This is a genomic window from Salinibacterium amurskyense, from assembly GCF_002797685.1.
Classification (GTDB): Bacteria; Actinomycetota; Actinomycetes; order Actinomycetales; family Microbacteriaceae; genus Rhodoglobus; species Rhodoglobus amurskyensis.
In genome coordinates this window covers 1358148-1374430 of the sequence record NZ_PGFH01000001.1, presented here as the reverse complement: position 1 = coordinate 1374430, position 16283 = coordinate 1358148, and the positions used below count along the sequence as shown (strand labels likewise).

General features: G+C 60.8%; 18 protein-coding genes and 1 tRNA gene. 1 reads left to right on the top strand and 18 read right to left on the bottom strand.

Annotated features, from left to right (window positions below; translation table 11 throughout):
• Positions 1–22: 22 nt before the first annotated feature.
• The 14 genes from CLV85_RS06580 to rplU all read right to left on the bottom strand — a co-directional run bounded on the left by CLV85_RS06580 (position 23) and on the right by rplU (position 12133).
• Positions 23–1420, bottom strand: a complete 1398-nt coding sequence (locus CLV85_RS06580) for a DUF2130 domain-containing protein (RefSeq protein ID WP_100388756.1) — start codon at positions 1418–1420, stop codon at positions 23–25.
• 220 nt (positions 1421–1640) lie between these two features.
• Positions 1641–1717 (bottom strand) — tRNA-Ala (locus tag CLV85_RS06575).
• A gap of 195 nt (positions 1718–1912) precedes the next feature.
• Complete coding sequence (locus CLV85_RS06570) at positions 1913–2740, bottom strand: MetQ/NlpA family ABC transporter substrate-binding protein (RefSeq protein ID WP_100388755.1); 828 nt, start codon at positions 2738–2740, stop codon at positions 1913–1915.
• 70 nt (positions 2741–2810) lie between these two features.
• Positions 2811–3512: a methionine ABC transporter permease gene (locus CLV85_RS06565; RefSeq protein WP_100388754.1), complete on the bottom strand. Its 702-nt coding sequence runs from the start codon at positions 3510–3512 to the stop codon at positions 2811–2813.
• The gene (locus CLV85_RS06560) at positions 3509–4498 is read right to left on the bottom strand and encodes a methionine ABC transporter ATP-binding protein (RefSeq protein ID WP_100388753.1); all 990 of its coding nucleotides are present in this window, start codon (positions 4496–4498) and stop codon (positions 3509–3511) included. Before CLV85_RS06560 ends, CLV85_RS06565 begins: the two co-directional genes overlap by 4 nt.
• A 120-nt stretch (positions 4499–4618) precedes the next feature.
• On the bottom strand, positions 4619–5014 hold the full coding sequence (gene rsfS / locus CLV85_RS06555) for a ribosome silencing factor (RefSeq protein WP_100388752.1): 396 nt from the start codon (positions 5012–5014) through the stop codon (positions 4619–4621).
• A 42-nt stretch (positions 5015–5056) separates the two neighbouring features.
• Complete coding sequence (locus CLV85_RS06550; protein ID WP_100388751.1) at positions 5057–6907, bottom strand: hypothetical protein; 1851 nt, start codon at positions 6905–6907, stop codon at positions 5057–5059.
• Positions 6907–7509, bottom strand: a complete 603-nt coding sequence (gene nadD, locus CLV85_RS06545; protein WP_100388750.1) for a nicotinate-nucleotide adenylyltransferase — start codon at positions 7507–7509, stop codon at positions 6907–6909. Before nadD ends, CLV85_RS06550 begins: the two co-directional genes overlap by 1 nt.
• A gap of 8 nt (positions 7510–7517) precedes the next feature.
• Positions 7518–7712: a hypothetical protein gene (locus tag CLV85_RS06540; RefSeq protein WP_100388749.1), complete on the bottom strand. Its 195-nt coding sequence runs from the start codon at positions 7710–7712 to the stop codon at positions 7518–7520.
• 30 nt (positions 7713–7742) lie between these two features.
• A complete protein-coding gene (locus tag CLV85_RS06535; protein WP_100388748.1) occupies positions 7743–9011 on the bottom strand; it encodes a glutamate-5-semialdehyde dehydrogenase in 1269 nt (422 codons plus the stop codon).
• A gap of 39 nt (positions 9012–9050) precedes the next feature.
• Complete coding sequence (gene proB, locus CLV85_RS06530; protein WP_229820272.1) at positions 9051–9848, bottom strand: glutamate 5-kinase; 798 nt, start codon at positions 9846–9848, stop codon at positions 9051–9053.
• Entirely contained in the window at positions 9841–11385 is a 1545-nt protein-coding gene (gene obgE, locus CLV85_RS06525) for a GTPase ObgE (RefSeq protein ID WP_100388746.1), read from the bottom strand. Before obgE ends, proB begins: the two co-directional genes overlap by 8 nt.
• Positions 11386–11541: 156 nt before the next feature.
• A complete protein-coding gene (gene rpmA, locus CLV85_RS06520; RefSeq protein ID WP_100388745.1) occupies positions 11542–11793 on the bottom strand; it encodes a 50S ribosomal protein L27 in 252 nt (83 codons plus the stop codon).
• A 31-nt stretch (positions 11794–11824) separates the two neighbouring features.
• Entirely contained in the window at positions 11825–12133 is a 309-nt protein-coding gene (rplU, locus tag CLV85_RS06515; protein WP_009772527.1) for a 50S ribosomal protein L21, read from the bottom strand.
• A 314-nt stretch (positions 12134–12447) separates the two neighbouring features.
• On the opposite strand from rplU, the gene CLV85_RS06510 reads away from it, so the two are divergent.
• Positions 12448–12720: a DUF4031 domain-containing protein gene (locus CLV85_RS06510; protein WP_100388744.1), complete on the top strand. Its 273-nt coding sequence runs from the start codon at positions 12448–12450 to the stop codon at positions 12718–12720.
• A 19-nt stretch (positions 12721–12739) separates the two neighbouring features.
• On the opposite strand, the gene CLV85_RS06505 is transcribed toward CLV85_RS06510, so the two are convergent.
• Genes CLV85_RS06505 through CLV85_RS06490 form a run of 4 tightly spaced genes read right to left on the bottom strand, consistent with a single transcriptional unit; the run spans position 12740 to position 16236 of the window.
• On the bottom strand, positions 12740–13141 hold the full coding sequence (locus CLV85_RS06505) for an ACT domain-containing protein (protein ID WP_100388743.1): 402 nt from the start codon (positions 13139–13141) through the stop codon (positions 12740–12742).
• Between the two features lie 9 nt (positions 13142–13150).
• The gene (locus CLV85_RS06500; protein ID WP_229820274.1) at positions 13151–14554 is read right to left on the bottom strand and encodes an Ig-like domain-containing domain; all 1404 of its coding nucleotides are present in this window, start codon (positions 14552–14554) and stop codon (positions 13151–13153) included.
• Positions 14535–15284 (bottom strand): TIGR03943 family putative permease subunit, encoded by a 750-nt coding sequence (locus CLV85_RS06495; protein ID WP_100388742.1) that lies wholly within the window; start codon positions 15282–15284, stop codon positions 14535–14537. The genes CLV85_RS06500 and CLV85_RS06495 overlap by 20 nt, the downstream gene beginning before the upstream one ends.
• Positions 15274–16236, bottom strand: a complete 963-nt coding sequence (locus tag CLV85_RS06490; protein WP_205030357.1) for a permease — start codon at positions 16234–16236, stop codon at positions 15274–15276. Before CLV85_RS06490 ends, CLV85_RS06495 begins: the two co-directional genes overlap by 11 nt.
• Positions 16237–16283 lie beyond the last annotated feature (47 nt).

Genomic DNA, 16283 nt, shown 5'->3' with positions numbered 1-16283 from the left:
GCCTTCGCGGCGGCGTGGGGTGTTAGCTCTCGCCTTTGTTGAGGTCGGAGAACTTCTCGGCCATCGTCGGGTTGCCCTTAGTCAGCTTCTTGATCGTCACGTCTTGAGCCTTGTCGTTTGCGAGACGCAGGTTTCGGTTCGTACCGAGCAGGGCATCCTTAGTTTTCTGCAGGTGATCGATCGACTTGTCGATCTCGTCGATCGCAGTCTGGAACTTGCGGGATGCCAAGTCGAAGTTACGAGCGAAGCCTGTTTTGAAGGAGTCCAACTCTTCCTCAAAGTTCGTCACATCAATGCTCTGAGCCTTCACGAGCGCAAGCTCGTTCTTGTACGTGAGTGAATTGAGCGCCGCGTTGCGGAGAACCGTGATGATGGGAATGAAGAACTGGGGGCGCACCACGTACATCTTCGGGTAGCGGTGGGAGACATCCACGATTCCGGAGTTGTACAGCTCGCTGTCGGGCTCCAGCAGTGACACCAGCACTGCGTACTCGCAACCCTTTTCATTGCGATCTTTGTCGAGCTCTTTCAAGAAATCTTCGTTGCGCTTCTTCGTGGCCGTGGTGTCGGCCTCGTTCTTCATCTCGAACATGATCGACACGATCTCGGTGCCCGACTCATCCGCCTCTTTGAAGATGTAGTCGCCCTTGCTGCCGCTGCGCGCGTCGTTGTCTTTCTCAAAGTAGGCGCGCGGGAAGGCGGTGGCACGAATCTGGTTGAACGTGGTCTCACAGTGGATCTCGAGCGTCTCACCGATCATCTTGGTCGAGAGCCGCGCCTTCATATCGCGCAGCCGCTCAATCGCATCGTCGCGATCCTTGATCTGAGTCTCGTACTTGTCTTTCAGCGACGTCTCGGCGAGCTTCTTCTCCAACTCCACGCGCTCAAGAGAGCTCTTGAGCCCATCCCGTTCTTTCTCGACAGCGCCTACTGCTGCCGAAAGCGCCAGCTGCTGCTCCGAGCCCGCTGCCTGAAGCTTCGACTTCAGCGCCTGGATCTCAGCTTCCTTACCCGCCGTGGCCTTCTGTAGTTCGTTGACCCTCTTGGCCTCGGCAAGATCGGCTGCGGCCTCACGCTCCCGCTGAGTCTTCTCGAGCTCATTCGCCAGCGCATCACGCTCGGCCTGAACGGCACTCAGCGCCTCAGCCACCGCGAGCTTCTGGGAGACAGCCCCAGCATCCAGCTGGGCCTTTAGCTCCTGGATGGCGGCGTCCTTCTTCGAGGCCTCCGCCTGCAACTCGCGCGCGACCTTCGCCTCGGCGAGCTCAATCTCCGCCTTCTTCGTCGCCTCGGCCGCGTCGAGCCGTTCGTGCAGCTCACTCTCGAACTCGCGGTCACGAATCTGCTTCACGATGTCGGCATAGCCGGCCTCATCGATAGTGAACGCTTTGCCACAGTGAGGGCAGGTAACTTCGTGCATCGGCGCCTATTCCATTCAGCTCTGCTGTGAGGTGGATGCCCGCCGGCTGCAGTTACTCGCGCGGCGCACTCCAGATCGTTTTCGCTCAGGCTAGCGGCTGCGCTGAGCGCACGGGGGTTGCCGCACGGAGTTGTGACACGGCAACGCCCGCGACCGAGTTCACGCACGCCAGCAGGCGGGAACGAAAAAGCCCCGCAATCTTTACGATTGCGGGGCTAAATGGTGGATCCAAGGGGATTCGAACCCCTGACCCCCTGCATGCCATGCAGGTGCGCTACCGGGCTGCGCCATGGACCCATTTGTTTTGTTTCCGTGTAGAAAACGCAACTTGACAAGATTACTACACGCTCAGCGCATCCAAAACCATCTGAGCGATTCCCGGCCAAAAGTGTGCGAAATATTTGGGAAAAACCGAAGGGCGGCCAGCATCCGTGAAGATGGTGACCGCCCTTCGTTCGCCTGAGCGAACGGTGGTGTTGCCCGCGTTGTCGCTTAGGAAACGGGGATGACGAGTCCGTTGTAGAAGTCGTTGATGTACGCCTTCGTCTCGTCGGAGGTCAACAATTCGTAGAGCTTCGTCACGCGCGGGTCGCTCTTGAGTTCGTCACGAGTGACGAGCGTGTTGTAGTACACGCTGGAGGTTCCTTCGGTCACGAGCTGCAGGTCACCCGAGAGGCCAGCAGCACCGGCGTAGTTGAAGTTCACGATCGCCGCGTCCTGGTCATCGAGCGCCGACGGCAGGCTTGCTGCGTCGATCTCGATGAAGTTGTAGTCGTTCGGGTTAGCGGTGATGTCCGACACAGTCGACGGGGCATCCGTGGTTTCAATGATTCCGGCATCCGCGAGGAGCAGCAGCGCACGGCCCTCGTTGCTCGCATCGTTCGGCAGAGCGATGTTGGCGCCCTTCGGGAGGTCAGCGAGGTCGTCTACGGTCTTCGAGTAGAGCGCCAGCGGCGGCAGGTACACCTGGCCGACAACGAACAGGTTGTCGCCCGTGTTCTCGTTGTACAGGTCGAGGAACGGCGCGTGCTGGAAGAGGTTGACGTCGAGGCTGCCCTCGCTCAACGCGGGGTTCGGGGTGGTGTAGTCGGTGAACTCAACGATGTCGAGCTCGAGACCGGCAGCCTCAGCCTGGCCGCTGTCGATGACGAACTGAACGATCTCGCCAGCCGGTGTTGCCGTAGCGCCGACGGTCAGCGAACCGAGGGTGCCATCAGCAGGTGCGGACTCTTCGGCGGGAGCCGAGCATCCGGCCAGGGTCAGAGCGAGCACCCCAGCGGCGGCCACGGTGGAGAGGGAGAAGAACTTGGAGCGTGACATAACTATTCCTTTGGTGAAGGGTGAAACGAAGGGAGAAAGAGAACTACGTGAGGGTCAGCCGCCGACAAAGTCAGCGGTGAGACATTCGGTTGGCCAGGCGAGCGCCGACCACTTGAACGATCTGCACAATCGCAACCAGCACGATGATCACCGCGACAATGTGGATGACGCTGTAGCGCTGGTGACCGTAGCGAATAGCAACATCGCCCAGACCTCCACCACCGATCGCACCCACGATTGCCGAGTAGTTCACAATCGACACCACTGTCGTTGTAAAGCCACGGATGAGGCCCGGTACCGCCTCAGGAATAATTACTTTCGACACCAACTGCCACCGCGTCGCGCCGAGCGAGTGACCCGCTTCAACGAGCCCCTCGTTCACTTCGCGCAACGAGATCTCGACGATGCGAGCGTAAAACGGGATGGCAGCCACCGTCAGCGGCACTATCGCCGCCGTCACACCGAACGCCGAGCCAAGAATGAGGCGCGTGAACGGGATGAGCGCGATCATCAAAATGATGAACGGGATCGAGCGACCAAGGTTGACGACCGTCTGCGTGACCACATTGATGACGCGGCCCGCGACCAGACTGCCGAACGGACGCTCAAGGATGCCACCGCGGTCGGTGACCACGAGCAGAGTGCCGAGAACGAGCCCCAGCACGAGAGTGATGAGCATCGTGACGCCGACCTGGTACAGGGTCTCCCCTGTGGCCTTCAGAAGCGTTTCGAACAGCTGCGGCCAGAAGCCGGGAGCAGTGGTATCAATCATCGTCCGCTCCTCACAATCTCAACTACGAGCCCCTGGGCACGCAGGTCGTTGATCGCTGCCGCGTTAGCGTCAGCTGTTCCCGGCAGCTCTAGCCGCGTGCGACCCGACTGGGCACCGGCAATCGTCTCGATGGCAGCGCCAACGAGACCAACATCAATCTGGTGCGTGCGCGCCAGCTGAGAGACCACGGGGCGACCCGACGACAACCCAACAAAGGTGACGTCAATGACGGTGGAATTACCTTCCGGCAGCTCCCCCAGCGGGAAAAGTCCGCGCGCAAGCTGCGACCCAGGCTGCGAGAGCAAGTCCACCAAACGGCCCTGCTCGAGAATGCGGCCGCCGCTCATGAGCGCTGCGGAATCGCAGATGCTCTTGACGACATCCATCTCGTGGGTGATGAGCAAGATCGTAAGCCCAAGCTCTTTGTTGATGCTGCGCAGGAGCTGCAGAATCGACTCTGTTGTCTCGGGGTCAAGCGCGCTCGTTGCTTCGTCGCTGAGCAATACCCGCGGGCGTGATGCGAGAGCACGGGCGATGCCCACGCGCTGCTTCTGCCCGCCCGAGAGCTGAGCGGGATACTGCTGAGCTTTGTGCTCGAGACCCACTAGCTCGAGGATCTCGTTGGTGCGCTTAGTGCGCTCCCGGCGGTCGACACCGACGACTTCGAGAGCAAGTTCAACATTGCCGCGCACCGTTCGGCTGTCAAGCAGGTTGAACTGCTGAAAGACCATACCTATTTCGCGACGTGCCTGAAGCAGTTCGCGATCGTTGAGCGCGGTGAGTTCACGGTCGCCGACCGTCACGGTGCCAGCATCCGGCCGTTCAAGCAGATTGACGGTGCGGATGAGCGTGCTCTTGCCCGCACCGCTCTGGCCAATGACGCCGAAGATCTCCCCGCTCGCTACCGACAGGCTGACGTCGTCGAGAGCGCGAACAGGGTTCGCGGCATCACCAAAAGTCTTGGTGACGGAATTGAGCGTAATCATGAAACCCCAGTGTGAGAAGGTAACTCGGTGAGAGTAACCCCGGGGTCTAACTGCCCGGATACCTCAAGCACACCAGTACAACGCCACCCAGCAAAATTGGGTTACGTAGTGTGAAGTTTGTTACTCCGCGTCGCTGTCGGCGTCGTCGCGAACGGGCTGCTCGATCGTAATCGGGATCACGGGGCAGTCGCTCCACAGTCGCTCAAGCGAGTAGTACAGGCGGTCTTCTTCGTGGAAGATGTGCGCAACAACGTGACCGAAGTCGAGAAGAATCCAGCGACCTTCTGCACGCCCTTCGCGGCGCAGCGGCTTGGCGCCGGCTGCGATCATCTTCTCTTCGATCTCGGAGGCGATCGACTGAACGTTACGTTCGTTGCGACCGGTCGCGAGGAAGAAAATATCGGCGTAAGGCATGGGCCCGGTGACGTCCAGAGCAACCATGTCGGTCGCCTGCTTGGCGTCAGCGGCGTGCGCGACGATGGAAAGTAGCTCGTTGGCACGAGGAGAAGCAGTCACAGGATCCTTAATCGGAAATTAGCTGATGGCAAAGAGTTAAAGCTACAACATGTTGAAGGCAAAGGCTGCCACGAGAAGACCCGCAACTACAACCGCCATCGACGCTGCCGAGATCAGCAGAACCGTGAGCGCACGGGTGCCCTTCGGTTTCTGCGTCTGCGTAACTGATTGGTTAGAGAATGTGCTGACGGCTTTAACCGCACGCACAGGTGCTGAATCTGTTGACACCATGTCGCTGTCGTTGAGATCCAGGAGCGAATCAATGTCGCCCTTATCGAAGCGGTCAGAAACCCCGCTTGCCGAAAGTGTGCTCGGCAGGTCGATCGATCCGGTGAGCATAGTTTCCCCGCTGGAGTTCAGCGGCCCACGGATGTCAGTCGCGAACGGGATCGCCGGCAGCACTAACGCGTTGGTCGCTGTGCTTCCGCTACCAATCGTGCGCGCAACAATAGCGTCGTTCGAATCGTCGGCGACGTTGGCCTGCTTGGACCAGTGTCCCGCCGACAGAGTGGATGCCGAGGTGCCGGAGGCTGCTGGCGTCGCGGCGTTCGGTTCAGCCTTCGCCGGAGCAACCGTCGGAGCCGGAGCCTTCGCTGCCGCGGACGGAGCCGTCGCAGCTGGAGTCGTCGTCGCAGCTGGAGTCGTCGTCGCCGGAGCAGCAACGTCGCCGTCGAGACGCTTGCGAGCAAGTTCGTCGAATTCCGCACGAGCGTTGCTCAACGTGGTTTGGCTGGGCGCGGCAGGCTCAGCCTTCGTGGATTCGGCCGAGGGCTCGAGGCCGAGGAGACCCTCGATCGTGGGACGCTCGGGCTTGGCGGACGCCGGAGTCGAGGTCGGAGCAGGCAGGTTTGCCGCGTACGACGGGGCCGATGCACTCGGTGCTGGCAAGTCAGCGAGAGGTGATCGCGGTGCGGCCGTTTCAGGCGCGGCTGCCGCAGAGTCGTTGGAGTTGCCGAGCAATGATTCAAACGCGCTCAACGCGTCGACCGAAGCAGAGTCAGACGCGGCTTCGGGCACAACAGCGAGCGGGTCGACGAGAGCCGGCGGCTCAACATAGAGCTGAGCATCGGGTGCAAACGAAAGCTCGTCGACCGACTTGGCAGGCTTAGACGGTGCCGCCGCCGCTGCCGAGGCTGCGGCAGCCAAGTCAGCCAGGCTTGGACGTGCCGGCGCTGACGAGCGTGCAGGAGCCTCAGGGGCGGATGCCGCTGGCGTAGCTGCGGTGGAAGTTGAGGAAGAGGGCGCAGTTGCAGGCGCAGCTGCCGCCGCGGGGCGTGCGACCGGAACGACAGGCGGAGCCTGAACGGGAGCTGCAGGAGTCGCCGCACTTTCCGTGGGCGCGGACTGCGTCGGAGCCGCGGGGGCAGCCGGACTAGCCGCGGGAGCAGTAGGAGCAGCCGTGGAAGCGGTAGGAGCAGATGCAGCAGCGGCTGCTTCAGCCGGAGCAGCAGGAGCTGCCGGAGTTGACGCAACGCCGCGGGGCTCTGGGGCTGCCTCAGCGGAGTTCTGATTCGCAGCTTTCGCAGCTTCTTCGCGCGCTCGCATCTCGCGAAGCTCTCGACGAGTCAGCGTGCGTTCGCGAGTAGGTTCTGCATCGCCGCTGGCGCTGGATGCGGTTGCCGGTGCGTTTGCGGCTGGTGCGGCTTCTGCGGGAGCAGGCTTGTGCGCTGCTGCCGTATTAGTGGGCGCCGGCTGGGCCGAAGCGGCGTCTGTCGAGGGGACCTCGAAAGAGGAAGAGTCGTGGTTTTCGGCAGCCGAAGGCTGCTCGTTCTGTGCTTGCGCCGGGAAGGTGGTGAATCCTTCGACCGTGGGCTGCCCGTCTGACGTGTGCTCGCGCTCACTCTGACGCGCCGCACGGCGCGACTGCGGCGGCGGATCGTGAAAAGTGGTCATTAAGTACTCCGATATAAATGGTGCTTGGCGATGTACTGCACGACACCATCCGGAACCAGATACCAGACGGGATAACCCCCACTGACCCTGTTTCGGCAATCGGTGGATGAGATCGCAAGCGCCGGCACTTCAAGCGAGCTTACGCCTTGCTCAGGCAATCCGCTAATGGTTAAGGCGTGTCCTGGCCGTGAAACTGCTATGAAATGGGCGAGAGTCCAGACCTCTGCGACGTCCTTCCATTCCATGATTTGGGCGACCGCATCCGCACCAGTAATGAAGAACAGGTCAGCATCCGGATAGGCCTTGCGCATGTCACGAAGAGTGTCGATCGTGTACGTCGCGCCCTCGCGCTCGAGGTCGACGCGGCTCACGTTGAAGCCAGGGTTGGCGGCGGTCGCGATCACGGTCATGAGGTAGCGATGCTCCCCCGGCGTGACGGTGTCTTTCATCCACGGCTTACCGGTGGGCACGAAGACAACCTCATCGAGGTTGAATTGAATTTGCGCTTCGCTCGCCGCTACAAGGTGACCGTTGTGAATGGGATCGAACGTGCCACCCATAATGCCGATGCGTGCGCGCCGCGGCGCCGTTTCGGCGGTCATGAAAAGCCTTAGTGGCCTGCGCCGTGGGCGTCGCCAGCCTTCGCGGCCTTAGGGTCTTGACGGTTAGCGACGTCGCGGAAGCTCCACGTGACGAAGCCCAGAGTCGTGAAGACGACAGCCGCAATGAGCGGGAAAGCGAGCGCGGGCAGCACGAGAGGTGCAAGCTCTTCGCTCGACGCAAGAACGTTCAGAAAAATCGACATCAGATCTCCATTCACAAAACCGATAACAGTCTACCCGCGCACTTGGCCACTGCCGCGCACAACCCACTTGGTGCTCGTAAGTTCTGGCAGGCCCATCGGGCCGCGAGCATGCAGCTTCTGCGTGGAAATGCCCACTTCAGCACCGAAACCGAACTCTGCCCCGTCGGTGAACCGAGTGGAGGCGTTCACCATGACCACCGCAGAATCCACCTCAGCGAGGAAGCGATCAGCATTCGCCAGATTGTTAGTGATGATCGACTCGGTGTGCTTGGTCGAGTAGGTGTCGATGTGCTGGATGGCGGCGTCGAGGTCAGCTACGACCCGCACCGCGACATCCAGACTCAAGTTTTCAGTAGCCCAAGACTCATCGGTGGCCGCCTCAGCAGAGGGGAAAAGTTCGCGAGTACGCGCGTCGGCGTGGATGGTCACGCCCGAGTCAGCAAGGCGAGCAAGCACGGCCGGAATTAACCGCTCGGCAGCGCTCTCGTGCACCAGCAGAGTTTCGAGGGCGTTGCAGACGCTGGGGCGCTGCACCTTGGCGTTGTGCACAATCTCGACTGCGGTCGCTTCGTCGGCGGACTCATCCAAGAAGATGTGCACGATACCGGCGCCGGTCTCGATCACGGGAACTGTCGACTCGTTCACGACGGTCTGGATGAGCTGAGCGCTGCCTCGGGGAATGAGCACGTCAACAAAACCACGGGCTTGCATGAGCGCTTTAGCCCCATCGCGGCCAAACTCATCAACCGTCTGCACGGATGCCGGGTCGATGTTCACGCTGGATAGCGCCGATTGGATGACGCCAACGAGAACGCGGTTGGAGTCTTCGGCCGCAGAGCCTCCGCGCAGCATCACCGCGTTGCCGCTCTTGAGGGCGAGCGCAGCAATATCGATCGTGACGTTGGGGCGTGCTTCGTAGATAGCGCCGATCACGCCGAAGGGAACACGGGTCTGCGCTACCGACAACCCGTTGGGCAGCACCGAACCCCGCACGACAGTGCCCACGGGGTCAGCGAGCTCCACGATCTCGAGCACCGCAGCGGATAACTGGTCAATTCGTTCCGCAGTGAGGCGCAACCGATCTTGAAGTCCGACCGTCATGCCATTTTCTTGCCCCCGCTTGAGGTCAAGCGCGTTAGCTTCAACGATGCGGTCGGCATTCGCAACGACTCCAGCGGCGATAGCTTCCAGCGCCGCATTCTTCTGCACCGTTGTGGCCGTTGCCAGCGTGCGCGAAGCTGCGCGCGCTGCACGAAGCTTGTCGTCAATAGAGAGAGCGGTAACTGCCGAATCAACCATAGTCAGAGTGTAGCGGCGCAAACCCGAGGCCGAAGAACGTTACAACGGGAGGGTGTCTGCCTCGAACCAGGTGCCGATTTCTTCCCCGGCGAGAGCCGCTGCGACACTGCCCGTTTCGGCAAGGAGCACGGGGATTCCAGCTGCAGCAGCGTGCTTAGCAGCGGCAACTTTCGTGCCTGCTCCCCCGGTACCGACGCCGGCCGCCCCGATGTCACCAAAAGTAACGTCGCTGAGGTCGTTGCTGAACGGGACGAAACTGATGCGCTCGGCACCCGGATCAGACGGAGGTTTCGTGTACAGCGCATCAATGTCCGAGAGCAACACAAGCACATCCGCCCGCACCAGCACGGAAACCAACGCCGCGAGGCGGTCATTGTCGCCGAAACGGATCTCGTGGGTCGCAACCGTGTCGTTCTCGTTCACAATGGGCAAGATCTTGAGCCCGAGAAGTCGTTCGAGCGCACGCTGAGCGTTGCTGTGGTGGGTGGGGTTTTCCATGTCCCCGGCCGTGAGCAAAATTTGCGCGGCGACAACGCCGTAGCGGTCGAAGCTCTCTTGGTAACGGTAGATCAGCACGTTCTGGCCAACTGCCGCGGCAGCCTGCTGAGTCGCGAGGTCAGTCGGACGACTATCGAGCTTGAGAAACGGAATACCGGTGGCGATAGCACCGGAAGAAACAAGAATGACTTCAGATCCCGCTGCATGTGCTGACACAAGAGCATCAACCAGAGCGCTGATCTGACCCACGTTGGCACCGCTCACCGACGACGAGCCGACTTTGACAACGATGCGGCGCGCACGAGGAATCTCGGCACGCACGGTGGGCTTGTTATTCACGATCCTCTGTCTCATCGTCGCGCTGAATAGCGAAGCCCTCATCGTCACGCCAGACGCCTGCCTCGCGCTCAGAATCGAGCTCTGCACGCGCTGCAGCCTTGGCGTCCATACGCTCAAGGTAGTTGCGACGACGGCTGCGGTTCGTTTCACGAGGGTTATCGTCGAGGCGTGGGTCGGTACCACGCGGCGCAACGATCAATTCGGCAGCGGATGACAGTGTGGGCTCCCAGTCGAAGACAACACCTCCGCCCGCGCCGATGATGACGGTGGAGCCAGGAACGGCACCGGACTTGAAGAGCTGGTCTTCAACACCGAGGCGCGCGAGACGATCAGCCAAGTAACCAACGGCTTCTTCGTTCACGAAGTCTGTTTGAGCGACCCAACGCTCGGGCTTCTCTCCCACAACGCGATACACGTTGCCGTACGTGCCACCCTCGACCTTGACAACAAAGTCCTTGGCGTTGACGGCGCGCGGACGAAGAACGATGCGTTCCTTGACCGGCTCAGCGATCTGGGCTTCACGCTCAGCGACCACGAGGGCCGCGAGGGCGAACGAGAGTTCGCGAAGACCGTGACGCGACACAGCGGAAACTTCGAACACGCGGTAACCGCGCTCTTCGAGCTCAGCCTTGACGAGGTTGGCGAGGTCGTTTCCGTCAGGAACATCGACCTTGTTGAGAGCAATGATTTGCTCACGCTCGAGAAGCGGCTTCTGACCCTCAGGCACAGGATACGCAGCGAGTTCACCGAGAATGATGTCGAGGTCGCTGATTGGGTCGCGACCAGGCTCGAGGGTTGCACAGTCGAGAACGTGAAGCAGAGCGGTACAACGCTCAACGTGACGTAGGAACTCTAGCCCGAGTCCCTTACCCTCGCTCGCACCCTCGATGAGGCCGGGAACGTCGGCGATCGTGTAACGGATCTCGCCCGACTCAACAACACCCAAGTTCGGGTGAAGGGTCGTGAACGGGTAGTCCGCGATCTTCGGCTTTGCCGCGCTCATCGCAGCGATGAGGCTGGACTTACCCGCTGAGGGGTAACCCACCAGAGCGACATCGGCCACTGTCTTGAGCTCGAGGTGAATATCACCCTCGAAGCCGGGAGTACCGAGCAGCGCGAAGCCGGGAGCCTTGCGCTTCGTGGATGAGAGTGCAGCGTTACCGAGCCCACCCTGGCCACCAGGAGCTACGACAAGTCGCATTCCCGGAGCATCCATATCGAGGAGCACTTCGCCGTCGCCATCGCGCACCACAGTGCCCACAGGAACGGGAAGAACCATCTCTGCACCGGCGGTACCCGCCTTGAGGTCGCCCTGACCGGGCTGCCCGTGCTGAGACTTGCGGTGCGGTGAGCGGTGGTAGTTGAGAAGGGTCGTTACCTGCGGGTCACTGACGAGAACGATGTCTCCACCGTCACCGCCCTTGCCACCGTCAGGGCCGGCGAGAGGCTTGAACTTCTCGCGCTTAACGGACACACAACCGCTACCACCGTGGCCTGCCACGAGGTGAAGAGTTACCTGATCGACGAACGATGCCACGATGGTTCCTCCTGTTCTCGTGAGCTACTGAAAATATTCTGCTGTCATTTTAGACAGCAGACGCCTGCCATCTTAAATGGCGAGAGCGAGCCGAAGCTCGCTCTTCGCTTTTACGCCCCCTGCACGCAGGTGACGCGGAGTTTATGCCGCGGAAAGTTACGCGGAAACGATGTTGACGACCTTGCGGCCGCCCTTTGCACCGAACTGAACCGCGCCCGCTGCGAGAGCGAACAGGGTGTCGTCGCCGCCACGACCGACGTTAACGCCGGGGTGGAAGTGGGTGCCACGCTGGCGAACGATGATCTCGCCGGCGAGAACCTCTTGGCCGCCGAAGCGCTTTACGCCGAGGCGCTGCGCGTTGGAGTCACGACCGTTACGGGTGGAGCTTGCGCCCTTTTTATGTGCCATCTGTCTAGAAGTCCTTTACGTCCGTCAGCAGTTACTTGATGCTGGTGATCTTGATGCGGGTCAGTTCTTGACGGTGACCCTGGCGAACCTTGTAGCCGGTCTTGTTCTTGAACTTCTGGATAACGATCTTGGGACCGCGCTCGTCGTTCAATACCTCGGCAACGACCTTGATCTTCTCAAGCGCCTTAGCGTCGTGAGTGATCTTGTCGCCGTCAACGAACAGAACTGGAGCGAGCTCAACATTGCCGTTCTTGTCGGCTGCGATGCGGTCGAGAACGACAATCGTGCCGACCTCTACCTTCTCCTGCCGCCCACCGGCGCGCACAACTGCGTAAACCACTTTTGACCCTTACTTAACGATTGAATAGCTAGAACTACTGAAGCTTGTGGCGATCTCTGCGGGCTTTGCCCAGCACACGCCAAGGATCAACGATACTCGACGTGGGCACTCCCGGTCAAACGACACGCTGCGGTAGCTTTCGACTGAATCAATCAAAACTTGACTCGGCGAAAACGAGAACGTGTACACCAACATTGGTCACGATCTCGGAGATCGAAACCACAACTCGGGTGCAGCGGGTTCAATAGTACGCCGCTAACGGGCACTGGGTCAAAACCTCCGCCTGCAGATTGGCCGTCAATTAGGCTCAACCTATGACCGTGTTGATTGACCAGCCCATTTGGCCAGCCCACGATACGGTCTGGGCGCACATTGTGAGCGACACCTCGCTCGAAGAACTGCACGAGTTTGCCGAACGCGCCGGTATCCCCCGCCGTGGCTTCGACCTCGATCACTACGACGTTCCCGCCCGCATGTGGAGCGATCTCGTGGCACTCGGCGCCGAGCCCGTAGGCGTGCGAGAGTTCGTGCATCGCCTCCAAGCCAGCGGCCTGCGGGTAGCGCAAAAGGATCGCCCGGCGCACTAACGGCCGGCGGGAGCGAAAGTTAGTTCGCGGTCGACTGCAGCGACCGCAGGGCCGCGAGGGCGGCATCCGTTGACTCCACAGGCACAAACAAGTGATCGTGATGATGCCCGGCAATCACGTTGCAGCTGATCTGCACGTCACCGAGAGCCTGCGCGAACGCTGCCGTGAGCCCCACTGCCTCTAACGCCGAGGTGACCGTGAGAGTGATCCAGGATGAACGGAACTCGTGCGGGATACCCTGGCGCACCGCATCCGCCTCGGACAGTACGACTGACATGCCCTCTGTCTCGCGCATGACCGCCACGATCGACTCCGCCTCGACGTCGGCGAGAGACTTCACCGTGGCGAAGACGTAGACGCCCTCGTTGAGGTGAGGCTCCATGGTCGAGAGCAATTCGTTGAGATCAGAAACAGCGGTCATACAGCGAATCTAGCGCCAGACGGCACCAAAGCCTTCAACACTGCGCGTAACGGCTCCCGTGGCAATCTCCACGAGATAGGTTGTGGTGCTTTGCGGTCGCGGATTCATCACGTATTGGTCTGAATCGAGAGTCGCCACGTTGGGCTGAACTTCGACAGCAACGAACTGGTTGTTCGGCGAAACCTCAAAATCGAGAATGGCGCCCTTGTCGCCAACCGTTTGGTAAAGAACGCGCGACTCCTCGCCGTTGTCGAACGCAAGAACGCTGCTGAACGTCGCCCCGGTCTCCCCCACCAACACCATCTTGGCGACAAGGTTGCCGTCTGCATCGGCATCAGTTTGACCGATAAAAGGTTGTTCGCCGTCGATACGTGAAGGATGCAGCCGCACCTCGGTACCATCAGCGAGCGTTACGGCCGCACTGCCTGTCGTGTCGTTCACGATCGCCGTAGAACCGTCTGCTGAGACGCGATCGAAGTCGAAGTAGCCGCCGAGCGGAATGATGAGACCCGTCGTGGTGTCGACGCGCACCAGCGTGCTCTCGGTGGTCACTGCCACGATTTCTGCCGTGCCGGGCACAAACTGCCACCCCGTGACACGCATCGGCTCACCGTCTAAGTCGTTGACGGCAACCACATCGCGGCCTCGATCGAGGTCAACCGTGTACAGCGTGTGCGAGATCGTGGGGATAGGGCCAGGATCTTCACTCGAAATAGTGAAGCCCAACAGCGAGCCCGAACGTGTGGCATCCAAATCGGCAACCTCACCGGCCTCGGGCAACAGCACTTGCTCCGTCACCCCGGTATCGGGGTTCGCTAGCGTCAGGGTGCCCGTGCGATCAGCCGCGGCGGTCGTGAACGCAACGACATCGCCCACGGGTATAAATTCTTGGATTCCCACGCCAGCGAACACCACCGTGCGGTCTTGAGACGTGAGCCCCGTGCGAATGATCTCGTCGTTGGGCTCGCCACGGTCGAGGTAGTAGAGCTCCGGCTCCCCCGTCGTGAACGAGTACGTCAGCGTCGACTCGGGGCCTCCCGACAGAGTCGTGACGCCCTCCACGCTCACGGTGTACTCCGTGTTGTAGTCGAGCGCTTGACCGAACTGCACCGAAATGAGGTCTCCCTCGCTCGATGCGGTGGCGTCGATCGCCGGCTCGACCGTGACCGCAGCCGGATCGACGGCAGCGATGGCCTGATTGGCAAACAACCGCAAGGTTTGATCGGACGACGTGACTACGGCATCCGCGTCGACCTGCGCACTTGAGAGTTTGGGACCCTGAAGGTAGCCCAAAGCCAAGAAGATGCCACACAGCACTACAAGAATGACCGAGGTCAACACAAAAGTGCGGCGGAACGATCGCATGCTGTTGGCCGCTTCGGGAGGCGGCGCGCTAATAGAGATATGGCTCACTGGGCCGCTCCACTGCAGTCATTGTCTCCGGAACCAGCACGAGGGGCAGATCACTGCGGGAACTGGGGTTGGTCTCGAACGAACCCGTAACCTCAATCCACCCATCGACCTCGAACTCGTTCTGCCACTCTGGTGCGTACACCGCAACTCCGGTGGGCTGGGCGTCAACGGCGCAGCAGGTCACGGTGAACCGCGAGAGGTAGAAGATGTTGCTCGGGTCGTCCTCGCTCGCTGTGATGAACCCGACGAGATCCGCTGTCTTGTTCGCGTAGAAGCTCGGGTCACTCGTCTGACGAAGCAGCGAGGCCCAGTCCACGACGGTAAAACTCGCGAGCAGTTCGTCGTCGGCGTTCTCTACCTCATCCACATTTTGGCTGTCGCTGCCCACCGTGGAGCCCACGATGTCACGCTGACTCGCGGTTGCGCTCGAGAGCGTTGTCGGCGGAATGAGAACGAGCGTGAGGGCGACGGCACCAGAGAGCAGCAGCGCTAATCCCCCCACGACACGCGACCACCCGCGCCGTGGTGCGGAGCCTTCGGTGTCCGCAGGGCGCACTGCGATGCTGAGAACACCGAGAACCAGCGCGATGCCCGCCATCACGACGGTGAAGACCACGTAGCGGGGGTGAATATAGAGAACGAGCTGCTGGGTCACGCCAAGCCAGACAGTGGCGCACACTGCCACCAGGATCAGGATGACGCCCCACCAGCGTTGAAGACTAGGCCACATAGTTGATCACCAACCCGATCAGGGCGCTCATGAGCGCGACGACGAGAGACAGCTGCAGAAGGACCTTGCCCGGGAACGTCGTGCGCATGATCGCGAGCATCTTGATGTCGATGATCGGGCCGAATACGAGGAACGTCACGATTGAACCGGGCATGAAGGTGCTCGCGAACGGAAGAATAAAGAAGGCGTCAACGCTCGAACACACCGAGATGACAAAGGCGAGAAGCATCATCGCGAGAATCGACCACAGCGGGTTGCTACCGAGTGAGACAAGAACGTCTCGAGGAACAGCCACTTGAATGGCGCCGGCGATAAGCGAGCCGATAAAGACGGCGGGCATCAGCACACTCGACTCCCGCATGAAGATATCGAGACTTTTCTCTGAGCGCGACTGGCGGTGTTCATGCGAGCCCGCAGCGCACTGAGCGGCGAACCGGTCCGTGAGCAACGAATTGGGCTGCGGGTGAAGGCTGAAGAGCCAACCGACGATGTTGGCGATAGCGAGCCCACCGAGAATACGGCCGACCAGAATGCCGTCGTCAAAACCGAACGCCTGATGAGTGGTGACGATGGTAATTGGATTGATGATGGGTGCCGCGAGCAAGAATGTCATTGACTCGGGAACAGTGAAGCCCTTCATCACGAGCCCGCGGGCGAGAGGAACGTTTCCGCACTCGCACACGGGCAAGGCAATCCCGAACATCGAGATCGCAGCGCGACGAAGCACGGGGCTGTTCGGCAGATATCGCATGAGCAGATCATCCGGAAGCCACGCCTGAACGACGATCGACAGCGCAATACCGAGCACCACAAAGGGCAACGACTCGATAATGACGCTCGTCGCGAGCGTCAGTAGGTCTGCAGTGAGCCCCGGAACGCCGAACGAGTCTTGCGCGCCGGTGAACGCGCGAAGGCCGAGGATACCCGCGACCCCCAGCGTGCCGATCGCCAACCACAACCAGCGGTTGCGGGAGCGGCGAGGTCGATGATCATGCTGAT

Coding starts and splice junctions, on each gene's coding strand:
- CLV85_RS06570 (WP_100388755.1), bottom strand. CDS start 2,740: ATGTCACGCTCCAAGTTCTTCTCCCTCTCCACCGTGGCCGCCGCTGGG.
- CLV85_RS06580 (WP_100388756.1), bottom strand. CDS start 1,420: ATGCACGAAGTTACCTGCCCTCACTGTGGCAAAGCGTTCACTATCGAT.
- CLV85_RS06505 (WP_100388743.1), bottom strand. CDS start 13,141: ATGACCGCTGTTTCTGATCTCAACGAATTGCTCTCGACCATGGAGCCT.
- CLV85_RS06565 (WP_100388754.1), bottom strand. CDS start 3,512: ATGATTGATACCACTGCTCCCGGCTTCTGGCCGCAGCTGTTCGAAACG.
- CLV85_RS06560 (WP_100388753.1), bottom strand. CDS start 4,498: ATGATTACGCTCAATTCCGTCACCAAGACTTTTGGTGATGCCGCGAAC.
- CLV85_RS06495 (WP_100388742.1), bottom strand. CDS start 15,284: ATGTGGCCTAGTCTTCAACGCTGGTGGGGCGTCATCCTGATCCTGGTG.
- rpmA (WP_100388745.1), bottom strand. CDS start 11,793: ATGGCACATAAAAAGGGCGCAAGCTCCACCCGTAACGGTCGTGACTCC.
- CLV85_RS06550 (WP_100388751.1), bottom strand. CDS start 6,907: ATGACCACTTTTCACGATCCGCCGCCGCAGTCGCGCCGTGCGGCGCGT.
- CLV85_RS06510 (WP_100388744.1), top strand. CDS start 12,448: ATGACCGTGTTGATTGACCAGCCCATTTGGCCAGCCCACGATACGGTC.
- nadD (WP_100388750.1), bottom strand. CDS start 7,509: ATGACCGCCGAAACGGCGCCGCGGCGCGCACGCATCGGCATTATGGGT.
- CLV85_RS06535 (WP_100388748.1), bottom strand. CDS start 9,011: ATGGTTGATTCGGCAGTTACCGCTCTCTCTATTGACGACAAGCTTCGT.
- CLV85_RS06540 (WP_100388749.1), bottom strand. CDS start 7,712: ATGTCGATTTTTCTGAACGTTCTTGCGTCGAGCGAAGAGCTTGCACCT.